This window comes from Mesorhizobium sp. PAMC28654, from assembly GCF_020616515.1.
GTDB lineage: Bacteria > Pseudomonadota > Alphaproteobacteria > Rhizobiales > Rhizobiaceae > Mesorhizobium.
Window position 1 is genome coordinate 2285519 of record NZ_CP085135.1, and the last position, 15770, is coordinate 2301288.

General features: G+C 63.1%; 13 protein-coding genes and 1 pseudogene. 10 read left to right on the forward strand and 4 right to left on the reverse strand.

Features of this window, described 5'->3' with window-relative positions:
• The first annotated feature begins 48 nt into the window (after positions 1–48).
• The 3 genes from LGH82_RS11585 to LGH82_RS11595 are packed head-to-tail and all read left to right on the forward strand — an operon-like array spanning position 49 to position 3538.
• Positions 49–1584, forward strand: coding sequence for a sugar ABC transporter ATP-binding protein (locus LGH82_RS11585; protein WP_227348615.1), 1536 nt, complete (start codon positions 49–51; stop codon positions 1582–1584).
• Entirely contained in the window at positions 1581–2555 is a 975-nt protein-coding gene (locus LGH82_RS11590; protein WP_227348616.1) for an ABC transporter permease, read from the forward strand. The genes LGH82_RS11585 and LGH82_RS11590 overlap by 4 nt, the downstream gene beginning before the upstream one ends.
• Positions 2552–3538, forward strand: coding sequence for an ABC transporter permease (locus LGH82_RS11595; RefSeq protein WP_227348617.1), 987 nt, complete (start codon positions 2552–2554; stop codon positions 3536–3538). The genes LGH82_RS11590 and LGH82_RS11595 overlap by 4 nt, the downstream gene beginning before the upstream one ends.
• Here the strand turns inward: LGH82_RS11595 and LGH82_RS11600 are convergent.
• Together LGH82_RS11600 and LGH82_RS11605 are read right to left on the reverse strand one after the other, a co-directional pair.
• The gene (locus LGH82_RS11600; protein WP_227348618.1) at positions 3522–4646 is read right to left on the reverse strand and encodes a Gfo/Idh/MocA family protein; all 1125 of its coding nucleotides are present in this window, start codon (positions 4644–4646) and stop codon (positions 3522–3524) included. The two genes, LGH82_RS11595 and LGH82_RS11600, sit on opposite strands and share 17 nt — an antisense overlap.
• Positions 4643–5725, reverse strand: a complete 1083-nt coding sequence (locus LGH82_RS11605) for a Gfo/Idh/MocA family protein (RefSeq protein ID WP_227348619.1) — start codon at positions 5723–5725, stop codon at positions 4643–4645. Before LGH82_RS11605 ends, LGH82_RS11600 begins: the two co-directional genes overlap by 4 nt.
• Before the next feature lie 276 nt (positions 5726–6001).
• Here LGH82_RS11605 and LGH82_RS11610 point away from each other — a divergent pair, with 276 nt between their 5' ends.
• The 4 genes from LGH82_RS11610 (at position 6002) to LGH82_RS11625 (ending at position 9868) form a co-directional block, all read left to right on the forward strand.
• Entirely contained in the window at positions 6002–6934 is a 933-nt protein-coding gene (locus LGH82_RS11610; RefSeq protein ID WP_227348620.1) for a substrate-binding domain-containing protein, read from the forward strand.
• A gap of 120 nt (positions 6935–7054) precedes the next feature.
• The gene (locus LGH82_RS11615; protein WP_227348621.1) at positions 7055–8041 is read left to right on the forward strand and encodes an ABC transporter permease; all 987 of its coding nucleotides are present in this window, start codon (positions 7055–7057) and stop codon (positions 8039–8041) included.
• A 3-nt stretch (positions 8042–8044) separates the two neighbouring features.
• Positions 8045–8839: an ATP-binding cassette domain-containing protein gene (locus tag LGH82_RS11620; RefSeq protein WP_227348622.1), complete on the forward strand. Its 795-nt coding sequence runs from the start codon at positions 8045–8047 to the stop codon at positions 8837–8839.
• Positions 8840–8845: 6 nt separating this feature from the next.
• Entirely contained in the window at positions 8846–9868 is a 1023-nt protein-coding gene (locus LGH82_RS11625) for a LacI family DNA-binding transcriptional regulator (RefSeq protein ID WP_227348623.1), read from the forward strand.
• Between the two features lie 371 nt (positions 9869–10239).
• Here the strand turns inward: LGH82_RS11625 and LGH82_RS11630 are convergent, their stop codons facing one another.
• Positions 10240–10830 carry a TetR/AcrR family transcriptional regulator gene (locus tag LGH82_RS11630; protein WP_227348624.1) on the reverse strand — a complete coding sequence of 197 codons (591 nt, stop codon included), beginning with the start codon at positions 10828–10830 and terminating at the stop codon, positions 10240–10242.
• Between the two features lie 242 nt (positions 10831–11072).
• Here LGH82_RS11630 and LGH82_RS11635 point away from each other — a divergent pair, with 242 nt between their 5' ends.
• Complete coding sequence (locus LGH82_RS11635; protein WP_227348625.1) at positions 11073–11360, forward strand: hypothetical protein; 288 nt, start codon at positions 11073–11075, stop codon at positions 11358–11360.
• Positions 11354–13207 (forward strand): annotated as a pseudogene (locus LGH82_RS11640) (efflux RND transporter permease subunit); the annotation flags it as partial. The gene LGH82_RS11635 and the pseudogene LGH82_RS11640, both read left to right, overlap by 7 nt.
• Before the next feature lie 21 nt (positions 13208–13228).
• Here the strand turns inward: LGH82_RS11640 and LGH82_RS11645 are convergent.
• Positions 13229–14379 (reverse strand): IS3 family transposase gene (locus LGH82_RS11645; RefSeq protein WP_413771365.1). Its coding sequence is split into 2 segments (ribosomal slippage): positions 13229–14115 and positions 14115–14379, totalling 1152 coding nucleotides; the frame shifts between segments, so codons are not numbered across the junction.
• 14 nt (positions 14380–14393) lie between these two features.
• On the opposite strand from LGH82_RS11645, the gene LGH82_RS11650 reads away from it, so the two are divergent.
• A complete protein-coding gene (locus LGH82_RS11650; protein ID WP_227349556.1) occupies positions 14394–15770 on the forward strand; it encodes an efflux RND transporter permease subunit in 1377 nt (458 codons plus the stop codon).

The following is a 15770-nucleotide window of genomic DNA, read 5'->3' on the forward strand; positions in this document are numbered from 1 at the left end:
CAAGCCAAAGTGCCTGCCGTCCCTGCCATTTAACCCTGGATCGCACCCTTGACGACGAATCCCATCCTCGACGCCGCCGGTGTGGCGAAAAGCTATGGCGCGGTGGCCGCGCTGCGCAACGCGTCGCTGTCCGTACTGCCGGGCGAAGTCCATGCGCTGATGGGCGCGAACGGGGCCGGCAAGTCGACCCTGGTCAAGATCCTGACCGGCGCGATACGCGCCGACAAGGGTGACATCAAGATCAGAGGCCAGGCACGTGACGTGCGCTCTCCAGCCGATGCCCGCCGGGCCGGGCTGGTTCCCGTCTATCAGGAACCGTCGCTGATCCCGGATCTCGACATCGTCTCCAACCTCCGGCTGACCGGCACGCCGCTCGAGCCGTTCCGCGCCTGGGTGCGCGAACTCGGCGTCCCCGATCTCGACGTCAACGACATGGCGAGGGATGTGCCGCTGGCGATCCTGAGAGTGCTCGACCTTGCCCGCGCGCTGGCCGTCGAACCCGACGTGATCCTGCTCGACGAGATGACCGCGGCACTGCCGGCAAACCTTGCCGAACGGGTGATCGACGTCGTCAGGCAACAGAGCAAGAGCGGGCGCTCCGTCATCTTCATTTCCCACCGCTTCATCGAGATCTCAGCGATGTGCGACCGCGCCACCGTGCTGCGCGACGGCGAGACCGTCGGTGTCGTCGACATCGTGCCCGGCATCGAGGAGAAGATCGTCGAGTTGATGCTCGGCGCGCGCGTCGAGAAGACCTACACCAAGAGCGGCGGCGCCAGAGCGGCCGACGGTGTCCAAGCGACCCGTCCCCGGCTCGGCGTGCGCAATCTGCGCGTCGGGACCAAGCTCCAGGACGTCTCGTTCGACCTCAGGGACGGCGAAGTCGCCGGCGTGGTCGCCCTGGAAGGCCAGGGGCAAGATGAGCTGTTCGGGGCGCTTTCGGGCGCCATCCGCCCGTCCGGAGGAACGATCGAGGTTGACGGCAAGGCTGTTCAGTTCAGCCATCCCGCCGATGCGATCGAGCTGGGTATAGCCTACGTTCCCGGTGATCGCACGGAAGTGCTGCTGATGCAGCAATCGGTGCGCGAAAACATCGCCCTGCCCTTCAGCGCCCGGCTGCGCAAATGGGGCCCGATCAATATGGGCCGCGAGCGCACCACCGTCGCCGGCGCCATCGAGCGGCTGCAGATCGACACACGGGCGCAACGCGAAGTCCAGCGGCTGTCCGGAGGCAACCAGCAGAAGGTCACCATCGCCCGCTGGATCGCGGCGGACGCCCGCACCATCCTCTGCTTCGATCCAACGCGCGGCATCGACGTGCGCACCAAACAGGAGATCTACAGGCTGCTGCGCGAACTCGCCGCCCAGGGCAAATCGGTGCTCTACTACACGTCCGAACTGGAAGAGGTGCAGCGCGTCTGCGACCGCGCCATCGTCATCTTCGGCGGCCGCGTTGTCGACGTGCTGCCGACGGATATTGCCGACGAAGCCGCCCTTACCCGCGCTTCCTACGGCCTTCCCCGCCATGCGCGGGACGATGTCGGCATCCTCGCCGCCTCGAACACTCCGGCAGGCTCGCGATGATCCACTTCATCCGAAAGAATGGCTGGGTCACGGGTCTGTTCGTGCTGCTGGCGTTGCTGTTCGTCATCACCAAGATCATCCAGCCCGGCTATGGCGCGGGCGACTTTGGATCGCTGGTGCGTGCCGTGCTGCCCTTCGCCTTCGCCGTCGCGGCGCAGACGATCGTCGTCATCGCGGGAGGCATCGATCTGTCGGTTGCCTCGATGATGGCGCTGACCAGCGTCACGGCGGCCTACATGATGAATGGCGCCAGCGAGGAATTCGCGCTGCTGGTGGTGCCGATGGTGCTGCTGATGGGCGCTGCGCTCGGTGCGCTCAACGGCATCCTGATCGTCGTCACCCGTGTTCCCGACATCGTGGTGACGCTGTCGATGCTCTTCGTGCTGCAGGGTGCCGCCCTGCTCGTGCTCGGCTCACCCGGCGGCGGCGCCGCCGAATGGCTGAAGGAACTGATCGTCGGCACGATCCAGATTCCCGGCATTCCCGACGCGGTCAATGCCTGGATCCCCAAGGGCCTTCTGCTCCTGCTCGTCTGTCTCGGCATCGTCTGGATTCCGCTCAGGCGTTCCTGGCTTGGCCTCTCCATCTACGCGATCGGCAGCAACCCGCTCGCCGCCTTCCGCAGCGGCGTGCCGGTCGCGCGCACCAAGATCATCGCCTATGCTTTTGCCGGCCTGTTCGGCGCCATGGGAGGGCTGACATTGACCATGAGCACCGGCATTGGCGCTCCCATTCCGGGGCCGTATCTGCTGGCCAGCGTCGCGGCCGTGGTCTTGGGCGGCGTGGTGCTTGGCGGCGGCCGTGGCGGGCTGGTCGGCCCGATCGTCGCCGTCTTCGTGCTGCGTCTGGTGCGAACCGACCTGACGCTTCTCGCCATCGATCCAAACGTCACCGCGATCGTCGAAGGTACCATCATGGTCGTCGTCGTGATGCTTGGCGCATACCTTGCGATGAGAGGCCGCACACCATGAGCGCAAGCGTAACGTCGACACAGCCTGTTTCTTTCGGCCGCCGCCTCAAGCGGTTCATGAGCGATCAGCCGCTGGTGCCCCTGATCGTCCTGCTCATCCTTCTGGTCGTTGTCCTGCAGATCCTGCGGCCGGGCATCGTCAACGAGCGCTGGATCGCCAATACGATCAAGTTCGCGATTCCGCTGGCGATGCTGGCCGGCTGCCAGACCATGACGATGCTGACCGGCGGCATAGACCTTTCGGTGGGAACGGTCGCAACGATGGCCGCCTTCATCATGGCGACGCAGGCGATCCACTTTCACCCGGCGGTCGCGATCCTGATCGCCATGATGCCGGCCGTACTGATCGGCCTGGCGAACGGCATCGGCGTCGGCGTCTTTCGCGTCCATCCGCTGATCATGACGCTTGGTACCAGCCTGATCGGCATCGGCTGCCTGCAGGTCTACCAGCGCACTGTCATCGCCACCGGTACCAAGGTTCCCGACTTCCTGGCCTGGCTCGGCACCGGCTTGAGCTACGGCATTCCCAACGCGTTGCTGCTGTTCATTCCCGTGGCCGCTGCCATCATCTTCACGCTGCGCCGCACCGGTTTCGGCAGGCTGCTCTATGCGGTCGGCGACAATGAGAAGGCGACGCGCCTGTCGGGCGTCGTCTACTGGCAGGTCATCGTCGCCCTCTACGTCATTTCGAGCCTGCTCGCCGGCGTCATGGGGCTGCTTTATGTCGGCCTCATCAAGGCGCCGTCGCTGTCGCTGGTCGAGCCGCTCGTGCTGCCCTCGGTCGCGGCGGCGGTGATTGGCGGGACATCGATCTTCGGAGGACGCGGCGGCTACACCGGCACGATCATCGGCGCGCTCATCCTGACGGTGCTGACGACGCTGCTCAGCGTGCTGCAGATGCCCGAAGGCGCGCGCCGCATCCTCTTCGGAGCCATCGTGCTGCTCGTCACCGCCGCCTATCTCAGGATCACCGAGGATCGGTAGAGCGCAAGGCGACCGGCGCGCCCGTTTTCGCGCTGGTCATCGCCGCCTCGACGAGGCGCAATGAGACGAGATTGCCGCGCGCGGCATTGATCGGCGGCTTGCCGGTCTCGACAGCTACGAGCAGCGCGCCCATGGTGCCGGCAAAGCCGTCATTGAACCACTGACCGGTGAGCTCCGGCCGCGCCACGCCCTCGGCCGTCGTGAGACTGACCGCCTGCCGTCCGAGGTCGGGCCCGGTGCTGCGCAGCGTTCCCCTGGTGCCGATGACGACCGTCGAATCCTGTGCGCCGAAGCGGGTGTGACCATCGAAGACAAGCGATGCCTGCCCGCCCGGATAGGCGACCATCGCCTGGGCCAGAAGCTGTGAGGCCACCTGCTGATCCCCTGCACGCGTGCCGGTCGCGTAGACGGTCCGCGCGGTGTCGCCGATGACGCTTGCCAGAAAATCGAACCAGTGGATGGCGAAGTCGTCGAGCACGATCTGGTCGATCTTTTCGAAGGGCGTGCCGGCGATCCAGGAATGGTCCCACTGGATGGACACGTGCACCCCAGTCACCTCACCGATCAGTCCTGCGGAGACGGCTTCGCGGATATAGGACAGATGCGGCGCCCAGCGGCCATTTTGGTTGACGGCAAGCTGGAGTCCGCTGGCCTCGGCCATATCAACCAGTTCGCGGCCAATGGTCATGTCGCGCACGAACGGCTTCTGCGACAGCACGTGCTGGCCGGCCTCCAGTGCTCGCCGGATCAGCGGCGCGCGATCCGCCGGATGCAGGGTGATATCCAGCACCATGATGCCGGGATTGCCGATCAGATCATCGATCCGATCAGTCGCGACGGCATTTGGAAAAAACTGATCGCGACGGCCTTGCGCCCGGTCGAGGTGCCGGTCGGCAATGGCGACGACGTTCAGCCCGGATTTCCTGTAGGCATCGAGATGCGCGAAGCTGATGCCACCGGCGCCGATCAACCCGATCGGGATCGATCTGTCCTTTGGCATCGGCGGCGCATAGTCGAGGATCGGAGCCGCCACCGGCTTGGCGTCGGCGGCAACGAGCGCGTAGGAATCCGGCGCCGGTATTTCGGTTTCGTTGCCGGATTTGGTCATGGCAACAGCTCCAGCGTCCGTCCCTCTCGGGCCGACAGCACCGCCGTGTCGATGATGCGCTGCGCGGTCCGGCACAGGTCGGCATTGAGCGGCCCTTCGATCGGCTTGCCGGCCTGCTTGCAGTGCAGGACATATTCCACCGGCCTGCGGAAGGGCGCCTCGAGCACGTCCACGGCGATGTTGCGCACCTCAGGATGCGCCCTGGTTTGCACGCCGATATGCTCCTCATAGTCGTAGCTGGAAATGGTGCCTTCGGTTCCCACCACCACGAAGCCGCATTTCGGCTGCGGCTGCAACGTCCACGGATCGGTGAAAGTGCCCCAGCGCGTTTCGAATTTCGACAGGCCGGTGGCGTATCGGCAGACGGTGATGGAATGCTCGTCGACTTCGAGACCTTCGGGACGGTCGACCACCGATGTCACCGTCAGCGGCGCGCGGCCGCCCATGAACCAGGTGCCAAGCGTGGCGCCATAACCCATATAATCGAGCAGGCTGCCGCCTCCCGAAGCGGCCTTGTACCACCATGAGGTCGGCTTTCTCCGCCGCACCTCCTCGTCGGAAACCTCGACCTTGTCGGCAAGGTGGTAGAGGGGACCGCGATTGCCGTCATAGAAATGGACTTCGATCACCTCGCCGATCGTGCCTTCGTCGATCAGCCGCTTGGTCGTGACATGCGGCGGATACCAGGCTAGCGGCCAGTTGATGGCGAGCCGAACGCCGGATTTCCGTGTCGCGGCGATCATCCGGTCGGCATCGGCGAGCGAGGCGGCAAACGGTTTCTCGACGAGAATATCGGCGCCGAAGCCGGCGGCCTCCTCGACCGCCGATGCATGGTCGGCGGTCGCCGGGCAAAGGATGACCAGGTCGGGACGAGTGGTGGACAGGCACTGTTGAACGTCCGTGAATATCTTGTCCGCTGGAATGTCGAGAGCCGAAGAAGCGCCGCTCATCCGCTCAGGCCTGGCATCACAGATACCGACGATTTCGGCGTCGGGATGGTCGCGAACCTCACGCAGCAGATCTCCCATGTGCATGTGGTCGAAGTTGACGCCGACAACACGCCATCGCTTTTTCGTCATGCAATCCTCCCTGTGCCCGGCGCACTGTATGGAAATTTGCCTGCCGAGGAAGGGTCGCCTGCCGGGAAAATCTCATCCAAACTGATGTAATCTGATTGAGGTCCTGATGGCGCCTCAACCGCCCCCGTCTACCACTTGCAAATGGAGGCTTGCCATCCGCCGAAAAAGGGGGTGCTCTGACGTATCTGACTGGCGCTGGCAAAAAGACGCGGTCCGGTTTCTTTGCCGGAACAGAAGTTGGACTTGGTAGTCATTTTCAAAATGGGAGGAAACCAAATGCTGACGAGGCTACGATTACTTGCGATCGGTCTGATTGTGGCGCTGGCCATTCCGGCGGCCGCACAGGCCAAGACCTTCTATTGGATTTCACATGGCGGCCCGGCCGATCCGGTCTGGACCTACTTCCTGGCCGGCGCCAAGCAATGGGCGAAAGACACCGGCAACACTGTCAACACCTCGTTCCACAATGGCGACGTGGCCTCGCAGCAGGAGGCCGTACGCGCGGCCATCGCCGCCAAGGCAGACGGCATCACCACCACCAGTCCCGATCCGGGCAGCCTGGTCGAGATCGTCAAGGAAGCCCGCGCGGCGAACATCCCGATCATCAACTTCAACACGCCCGATCCGAAGGCGAACTTCAACGCCTATGTCGGCGGCGACAACGTCACCTTCGGCAAGCACTGGGCGCAATATCTGGTCGACAAGGGCCTGGTGAAGAAAGGCGATTTCGTCTGGATGCCGGTCGAGATTCCCGGCGCCACCTATGGCGTTCAGGAAGAGGAAGGCATCAAGAGCGTCTTCGGCCCGCTGGGCATCACCTATGAAGTCACCGAAGCGACGCTCGACCAGGCAGAAGTCATCAACCGCATGGTCGACTACCTCACCGCCAACAAGGCCAAGGTCAAGGCGATCATCGGCCTCGGCGACCTGGTCACCGGTTCGATCAAGCGCGTGTTCGACCAGGTCGGCATCAAGCCAGGCGAAATCCCGGTCGTCGGCTGGGGCAACTCGCTCGACACAACGCAGGAAGTGCTGAACGGCTACGTCAATGCCGGGCAGTGGCAGGACCCGCAGGCGACCAGCTATGTCGCGCTTTCGCTGGCCAACATGGCAGCATCAGGCATTCCTCCGGGCTTCAACGTGATCACCGGCGCGCTCTACGAAAAAGACACCGCTGCGGTCTACGACAAGATCCTGTCGGGCAAGTAAGACTCGAAGCCTACAGCGCCGCGCGTCCTTCCGGATGCGCGGCGCCAGACATTGCCTTTCCGCCTCGGACCGCTCGTGCCTTGAGCTGCCGGCCAATCCCAACCATGTCGCGGGTCCAACGTGGAAAATCATTCGCTTATCCAACGCCTGATCGCGCGGCCTGAATTCGGGCCTTTCGTGCTCCTCGTCGTCGAGATCACCGTGTTCTGGAGCTTCAATCACGACTTCCTGTCGCCGCAGAACATCTCAAACACGCTGGCCTTCACCGTCGAGCTCGGCCTGATCGCGCTGGCCATGACGCTGCTGATGACATCGGGCGAATTCGACCTGTCGGTCGGCTCGCTGTTCGGCTTCTCGCCGGTGCTCATGTGGACGCTGTTCAACAGCGGCCTCACCTCGCTTGAGGTAGGCTTCTTCGTCGCCTTGCTGGTCGCCGCCTTCATCGGACTGGTCAATGGCTGGTTCGTGACGCAGTTGAAAATCCCCTCCTTCCTGGTGACGCTCGGTATGCTGCTGGTCGTACGCGGGACCGCCCTGTTCGTGACCGACGGTTTTCCGCAACGTACCTGGAGCGCCGAAGGCAGCTGGCTCGCCGAGATACTGGTCGGCGATTTCTTCATCGGGCCATTCCGTATCTACATGTCGCTGTTCTGGTTCATCGCCGCGGCGATCGCGCTTGGTTACGTGCTGACGCAGAGCCGTATCGGCAACTGGATCCAGGCGGCCGGCGGCAACCCCAGCGCGGCACGGGCGCGCGGCGTCAACGTCAACGGCGTCAAGATCGGCCTGTTCATCCTGTCGTCGGTCATGGCCTCGCTAGCCGGCGTCATCTCCTCGCTGCGCACCTCGGCGGCCAACCCCAACAGCGGCACTGGCTACGAACTGGAAGTCATCGCCATGGTGGTGATCGGCGGCACCGCGCTGACCGGCGGACGCGGCACGATTATCGGCACCGTGCTCGGCATCCTGATCCTGCGCGTGATGCGCAACGGCATCGTGCTGATCGGCGTGCCGGGCCTTGCCTACAACATCTTCATCGGCGCCATCATCCTTGGCATGATGGCGCTCCACTCATGGCTGGAACGCCGGCATCAGGCAGGGACTTGAACCATGGCCGAGCCACTCATCCGCATGACGAACATCCGCAAGTCCTATGGGCGCGTGCAGGCGCTTGAGGATGCCAATTTCCATGTCAACGAGAGGGAGATTGTCGGCCTGCTCGGCGACAACGGTGCCGGCAAGTCGACGCTGATCAAGGTCTTGTCGGGCGCCGTGCCGCTGACCAGCGGCGATATCTTCATTCGCGGCAAGAAAGTGAACCTGCGCAGCACCAGCGACGCCATTGCCCACGGCATCGAGACCATCTACCAGGACTCGGCGCTGGTGACGCAATTGTCGATCGCCCGCAATTTGTTCCTCGGGCGCGAGCCGATCAAACCACCGCGCTTCCTGAACCGCATGGACCAGGAGACGATGAACATGGTGGCCCGCGACCTGCTCAAGCAGGTCGGCATCTCCAAGAATATCCCGCCGACGACGCCGATCGGCTCGCTCTCGGGCGGCGAGCGGCAGGCCGTGGCGATCGCGCGCGCCATGCATTTCGACAGCGACCTCATCATTCTTGACGAGCCGACCAACAATCTCGGCGTCGCCGAGACGCAAGGCGTGCTGAGTTTCGTGCGCAACGCCCGCGATTCCGGCCATTCCTGCATCTTCATCGCGCACAATATCCACCATGTCTTCCAGGTGGTCGACCGCATCGTCGTCATGCGTCGGGGCAAGGTGGTCGCCGATGATATCGACCCGAAGAAGACCAGCGTCGCCGAAGTTGAACGGATCATCACCGGCATGTCCGACAAGGAAATTCACGACGCGGTAGTCGAAGGCACGCAGCCGACAGGCTGAAGACCCATGAAAGCCACCGTCTCGGACATCGCCAGGAACTGCGGTCTTTCGACCGCCACGGTCGATCGCGTGCTCAACAACCGGCCGGGCGCCAGTGCCGCCAACCGGCAGCGCGTGATGGAGGCCGCCAAGCAACTCGGTTATCTGCCGGTCGCGGATCAGGTGACGCTGCCCTCTCGACCCGCCCATCTCGAATTCTTCCTGCCCATCGGCAGCAATGCCTTCATGATGGATCTGGCTGGTCATATCGAGGACTATGCGGCGCGCCTGCCTCTTGTCGCCTCCTGCCGCATCCACAATCTCGCCGGCATTTCACCGAGCGCGCTGCAGGCCGCCGTCGAGAACCTGTCATTGCGCGCCAATGGCGTCGGTGTCATCGCGGTCGATCATCCGCGAACGCGCAACATCCTGCGCGAGATCGTCGAAGCCGGCATTCGTCTGGTGACGATGATATCCGACGTGCCCGCCGCGCCTCGCTCCGCCTATGTCGGCATTGATAACCGCGTTGCCGGCCGCACGGCTGCCCTCATGATGGGGCGCTTCCTCGGTGGCCGCTCCGGGCATCTGGCAATGGTCGTCGGATCACGCTCCTATCGCGGCCACGAGGAGCGCGAAATGGGCTTCCGCTCCGTGCTCAGCGAGGAGTTCCCGCAACTGACGGTAACCAGCGCCGTCGAGATCAACGACGAGCCGGAAATCAGCTACACCGCGACCATGAAGGCGCTGCACAATGAACCGGAACTGCTTGGCATCTACTGCGTTGGCGCCGGACGTTCCGGCGTGGCAAAGGCGCTTCGGGAAGCGAGGCCACAGAGGAAGCCTGTTTTCATCTGCCACGATCTGACCAGGGAAACGCGTGGCTACCTTGTTGACGACCTGCTCGATGTCGTCATCGACCAGAACGCGCGGCTGATCGCCGAACAGTCGGTCATCCGCCTGTTGGGCTCAATTGCGTCTTCGGCGCCGTACCTGACCAGGAAATTCATTGAGCCACGCCTGATCTTGAAGGAGAATGTCCCGGTGCAGTGATATCGAGGCTCGCGACCATTGGTCGACTTTTGAGCTAGCCGGCATCTCATTTCACACGCGGCCTGACGACCATTCCCTTAGGTGATCCGGCAAATCTGCACAGCAGCCATGCAACATCCGCGATTGCCGAATCATTGGGCAATGGGTAGTTTGACCGTGTTGGCCATCTACTCCTCCCAGATGCGATGCCAACGCTGAATGGGGCGCACCTCCTCCCGCGTCACATTCGAAATCGAGCCCGCTGCCACCTCCTCCCGGCAGCGGGCTTTTTTCATTCCGGCAAATTACAAATGTTGAGATGCAGCCTGCGGCAGCGCTGTGGCGCGAGGCCGGTAGCCACGCCCCAGACAAACTCGCCTTGACGTTGAGCGTTAACTTGCCGTGGCGCCCCTGAACGACGCAATGAGACCTTCCGCCATGCGGACAAACTGGGCGCTGGGACCTTCCGTCCCGACGCTTTGAACACTGACACGGGCGCCTTCAAGCAGAAGCGACAGCGTATCGGCAAGCAGTTCGGCCTGGCCGATGCCGGCATCCCGGCACAGCGTTACCAGGCGATCACGCTGCGCCTCCTTGAGTTCCTTGATCACACGTCTGGCTGGATGATCCGTGTCGGTCAACTCGATAGCAGCGTTGGCCATGTCGCAGCCACGGCCGTCAGCCGTCAGGCAATCGGCGACCATGCGAACCCAGGCATGCAATTGCGCCGGCTTGTCGCCGGGGTGCTGGGCTTCGAATTGCTCCCATACCGCACTGGCCTTGCAGGCGGTGGCGCGCAGGCACTGGATAATGAGATCGTCCTTGGAATCGAAATGACGATAGAGCGTCATCTTGTTGGTGCCGGCGGCCTCAGTGATCGCGTCGATGCCGACGCCCTTGATGCCATGCTTGTGAAACATGTCCCGCGCCGTCTCCAGGATCCTGTCCCGGGGGCGAGCGCGTTCCACAGTGCCGTCTTCCATCAAAACCTCCTTGGTTTTCCAAAAATCCCCCGGTACGCCTCTTGACTAGGGTGTTACCGGTCTGTAACGTCACGAATGTTACTTACTGGTAACACCTATGTTGCCCTTCGTCAATAACAAGACCGTGAACTGGTCCTGCCAGATCGAGACGGGCGAAAGATTGCAGATCATGCGGCCTCGGCCGGTGAAGAGATGACGGTTCGCGAGCATGGGCTGCGAATCGACAGACAAGGAGCCGGCCAATGCCACAGCGCCGCGATCTTACCATAGATGAAGCCGTCCGGGATCCGATGATCCGGCTGGTCATGAAAGCCGACGGCGTCGACCCGCGCGCCCTCGAGAAGATGTTGCGTTCGCTTGCCAATGCGCAAGACGTGCACAGCGCCGATGCGCAAGACGCACGCAACGATGTGCCGTTTTTCCGTTCGCTGGACGATGCCTATGAAGGGCGAGGCCAACGCCTCTCCTGGGTTGCCAGTGCATTCGGCAAGGCCAGCAGGGCAGCCGGCGAGGCGTGCGTGTCGTGGTAAACTTCTTCATCCATCGTCCGATTTTCGCCTCGGCGATCGCCATCATCATGGTGCTCGCCGGGACGATTTGTTATTTCCTGCTGCCCGTCTCGCAGTTTCCCGACATCACGCCGCCCCAGGTCGTGGTCAGCGCCCAATACCCTGGCGCCAGCGCGCAAGTGGTCGCGGATACGGTCACCACGCCACTCGAGCAGCAGATCAACGGCGTCCAGGGCATGACCTACATGTCGTCGACGAGTTCCAATGACGGCTCCTCGACGATCACCATCACCTTCGATGTCGGCTATCCCCTGAGCACGGCGGCGGTCGACGTCCAGAACCGCGTCTCGCAGGCGGCGTCCTCGCTTCCGGCGATCGTCAACCAGGGCGGCGTGACGATCAAGAAACAGAACCCGAACTTCGTCCTGATCGTCAACCTCACGTCGCCCGACGGTTCGGTCGATCCGGTCGCGCTCTCGAACCTTGCCTATCTGCAGGTCGTCGATCCGCTGAAGCGCCTGCCCGGCGTTGGCGACGTGCAGATCTTTGGCGAGCGGCGCTATTCAATGCGCGTCTGGCTCGACCCCGACAAACTCGCCAATCTCGGCATCACCGCCGTCGACGTGCAGAACGCCATCGCCGAACAGAACGTGCAGGTTGCGGCCGGCAAGATCGGCCAGTCTCCGGCGCCGGCCGGCACCGCCTTCGAAATGCAGGTCAGCGCCGTCGGTCGTTTGAGCGATCCCAAGGAGTTCGGTGACATCGTCTTGCGTGCCAACGCCTCATCGGGCTCGCTGGTGCGGCTGCGCGACGTTGCCCGCATCGAGCTTGGCGCCTTGCAATATTCGTCGTCGGCCTTCTTCGGCAAGGACCCGACCGTGGTGCTCGCGGTCTATCAGATGCCCGGTTCCAACGCGCTCGATCTGCAGCAGCGCGTCAAGGACAAGATGCAGGAACTGTCGACCCGTTTCCCCAAGGGCGTTTCCTACGCGATGCACTACGACACGACGCGCTTCGTGTCGGCGTCGATGCATGACGTGCTGATCACACTTGGCGAAGCGCTGGTGCTGGTCGTCGCCGTCGTGTTCATCTTCCTGCAGAGCTGGCGCACGACGATCATCCCCACCATCGCTATTCCGGTGTCGCTTGTGGCGACGCTTGTCGTCATGGAAATGCTCGGCTTTTCGCTGAATATGCTGAGCCTGCTCGGCATGGTGCTGGCGATCGGCCTCGTCGTCGACGATGCGATTGTCGTGGTCGAGAATGTCGAGCGGCAGCTGGAGGCCGGGCTCAAACCGCTGGCAGCGACAAAGGCCGCGATGGCCGAGGTCACCGGCCCGATCATCGCCACGACCGCGGTGCTGATGGCCGTGTTCATACCGGTCGCCTTCATTCCCGGCGTCTCCGGCAAGCTCTATAACCAGTTCGCACTAACCGTCGCGATCTCCGTCGGCATTTCCGCCTTCAACTCCCTGACGCTGAGCCCAGCGCTGAGCGCGGCCTTCCTGCGCCATCGTCCGGCTACGCAGTTCGTGCTGTTCCGCTGGTTCAACACCGGCTTTGACCGGATGTCGCATGCCTACGCCCACGGCGTGCGCATCCTCATCCGCCTGCGCTGGATCATGCTCGGCCTGTTCGCGGCCGGCCTTGTCGCCACATACTTCGTCTGGCAGCGCCTGCCCTCGACCTTCCTTCCGGTCGAGGACCAGGGTTATTTCTTCGTCGTCATCCAGTTGCCCGATGGCGCTTCCCTTGAGCGCACCGATGCGGTTGCCAAGAAAGCGCGCGACATCCTGCAGGCGACGCCCGGCGTCGACATTGTCGGCTCGATCAGCGGCCTGAACTTCCTGACCAGTGGACTTGCTTCGGTAAAGTGGAGAGCGGGTTGCTCATTCGGCGGCGTTTCGCTCGAACTGCATCGGGCTGATGTAGTCGAGCGCGGAATGCCGCCGGATGGGATTGTAGAAGCCGTCGATATATCGGGCAATGGCGGCTTGGGCATCGGCGCGGGTAAGGAAAGAGGTGCGCCAGATCAGTTCAGTTTTCAGCGTCTTGAAGAATGTTTCGACCATGGCGTTATCAAAGCAATTGCCCTTGCCTGACATTGAGATGATGACGCCGGCGGCACGCAATTCGGCTTGGTAGTCGATAGAACAATATTGGCTGCCGCGGTCGGAGTGGTGAATGAGGCCGGGTTCCGGCTGCCGCATGACGAACGCCTTGTTGAGCGCTGCCAGAGCCAGGCTGCGGTGTAGCCGGTTGCCAGCAGCCCAGCCAACGACCTTGCGGGCAAACAGATCGATGACGACAGCAAGGTACAACCAGCCCTCCCGCGTCCAGATGTAGGAGATGTCGGCACCCCATTTCTGGTTGGGACCAGTGGCGGCAAAATCCTGGTCGATGACATTGGGGGCAACCGGAAAGGCGTGTTCGCTGTCCGTCGTGCGCTTGAACCGCCGCTTCTGTCTTGCCTGGAGGCCATTCTCCCGCATCAGACGCGCCGTTCGTCGCCGGCCAATGGCAAAGCCATTGTCTTGCAGTTCCCGCGTCATGCGCGGGCTACCATAGGTTCCGTTCGACAGCGCGAACGACGATCGCACATGCGCCAGCATTATCATGTCGTCGCGCTGCCGGCGGCACGCCGGCCGGCGCCCCCAGGCAAAGTAGCCGCTCGGGCTGACACCCAGCGTCGCGCACAAACGGTCCACAGGGAAATCCTTCTTCGCCTGGTCGATGAGCGCGAACCTCACCGACTTCCCTCCTTGACGAAAAAAGCCGTCGCCCGTTTCAAGATATCCCGCTCCTGCCGAAGGATTTCATTCTCCCGCCGCAGCCGTTTCAATTCAGCGGCGACATCAGCATCAGGCGGACGCCCAGGATCGCCCATCTCACGATCCAGCTGCCGACCCATCCATCGCGTCAGCGTCGAGAAACCAACACCAAGATCCTCCGCGATCTGCCGCTTCGTCCGACCGCTCGTTCGCACAAGGCCAACCGCCTCCGCCTTGAACGCATCCGTAAACTGTCTCTGTTTCGTCATCGAGGTCGCCTTTCATCAGAAGGAAACTCTCCACTTTTTCGGGGCAAGTCCACAGTGCGGCGCAGTCGAACTCGGCTGTCGAGTTCGCCATCCTGAAGCCATGGGAAGAACGCGGCCCCGACCAGAGCGCGTCAAAGCTCGTCGCGGACGTGCGCGGCAAGCTGATGCAGATCCCGGAAGCCTTCGCGCTCAGCTTCGATCCGCCCTCGATCCCGGGTATCGGCACTACGGGCGGCTTCGAGTTCGTCGTCGAGGATCTCACCGGTCGCGGCAGTTCGGCGCTCAACGACGCGACGCAAGCGGTGATCGCAGAGGCCCGCAAGCAGCCGGAAATCAATCCGCAGCAACTGTTCTCGCCGTTCTCGACCTCGACGCCGCAGTTCAACTACGATCTCGACCGCAGCAAGGCCAAGCTGCTCGGCCTCAACCTGCCGGATGTCTTCAACACGCTGCAGATCTATCTTGGCTCGCTTTATGTGAACGACTTCAACCTGTTCGGCCGCACCTTCCGGGTGACCATCCAGGCCGACAAGGATGCACGCGCGGGCGCGGCCGACATTTCGCGGCTCTATGTGCGCAACGCCTCCGGCGGCATGGTGCCGCTCAGCACGCTGGGCAAGCTCGTGCCCTTCGTCGGTCCGGAAACCGTGCCGCACTACAACAACAATGCCTCGGCCACGATCAATGGCGGCGCCGCACCGGGCTTCTCCTCGGGCCAGGCAGTCGCCGCCATGGAACGGGCGGCTGCCACGGCACTGCCTAGGGATTTCGGTTTCGAATGGACCGGCATCACCTATCAGGAGCTCAAGGCAGGATCGATTGCGTCCGTCGTCTTCGGCCTCGCCATCGTCTTCGTCTTCCTGATCCTGGCGGCGCAATATGAAAGCTGGGCGATGCCGTTCATGGTGCTGCTGGCGGTGCCGCTCGCCTTGTTCGGCGCGTTCGTGGCGCTGTGGATACGCGGCATGCAGATCGACGTCTATTCGCAGATCGGCTTCGTCATGCTGATTGGGCTGGCGGCCAAGAACGCGATCCTGATCGTCGAGTTCGCCAGGCGGCGACGCGAGGAAGGCCTCAGCATCGTCGAGGCCTCGATGGAAGCGGCGAGACTGCGGTTGCGGCCCATCCTGATGACGGCCTTCGCCTTCATCCTCGGCGTGCTGCCGCTGATGTTCGCGACCGGCGCCGGCGCGGCAAGCCGGCAGTCAATCGGCACCACCGTGTTTGGCGGCATGGTCGCCGCGACCATCCTGTCGCTGGTGTTCGTGCCCGTCTTCTACGCGGTGATCGAACAGCTGCGCGAACGCCGTGGCGGCGACGAGCCCGCCTCGCATCACACTGAACCAACTGCCGTACCCGCCCTGCCTCCCCTGGCGGAAGCGGCTGAATAG

Bases quoted from the DNA above. Each gene is read 5' to 3' on its own strand.
- LGH82_RS11635 (WP_227348625.1), top strand. From the start codon at position 11,073: ATGCCACAGCGCCGCGATCTTACCATAGATGAAGCCGTCCGGGATCCG.
- LGH82_RS11610 (WP_227348620.1), top strand. From the start codon at position 6,002: ATGCTGACGAGGCTACGATTACTTGCGATCGGTCTGATTGTGGCGCTG.
- LGH82_RS11600 (WP_227348618.1), bottom strand. From the start codon at position 4,646: ATGACCAAATCCGGCAACGAAACCGAAATACCGGCGCCGGATTCCTAC.
- LGH82_RS11620 (WP_227348622.1), top strand. From the start codon at position 8,045: ATGGCCGAGCCACTCATCCGCATGACGAACATCCGCAAGTCCTATGGG.
- LGH82_RS11595 (WP_227348617.1), top strand. From the start codon at position 2,552: ATGAGCGCAAGCGTAACGTCGACACAGCCTGTTTCTTTCGGCCGCCGC.
- LGH82_RS11605 (WP_227348619.1), bottom strand. From the start codon at position 5,725: ATGACGAAAAAGCGATGGCGTGTTGTCGGCGTCAACTTCGACCACATG.
- LGH82_RS11625 (WP_227348623.1), top strand. From the start codon at position 8,846: ATGAAAGCCACCGTCTCGGACATCGCCAGGAACTGCGGTCTTTCGACC.
- LGH82_RS11590 (WP_227348616.1), top strand. From the start codon at position 1,581: ATGATCCACTTCATCCGAAAGAATGGCTGGGTCACGGGTCTGTTCGTG.
- LGH82_RS11630 (WP_227348624.1), bottom strand. From the start codon at position 10,830: ATGGAAGACGGCACTGTGGAACGCGCTCGCCCCCGGGACAGGATCCTG.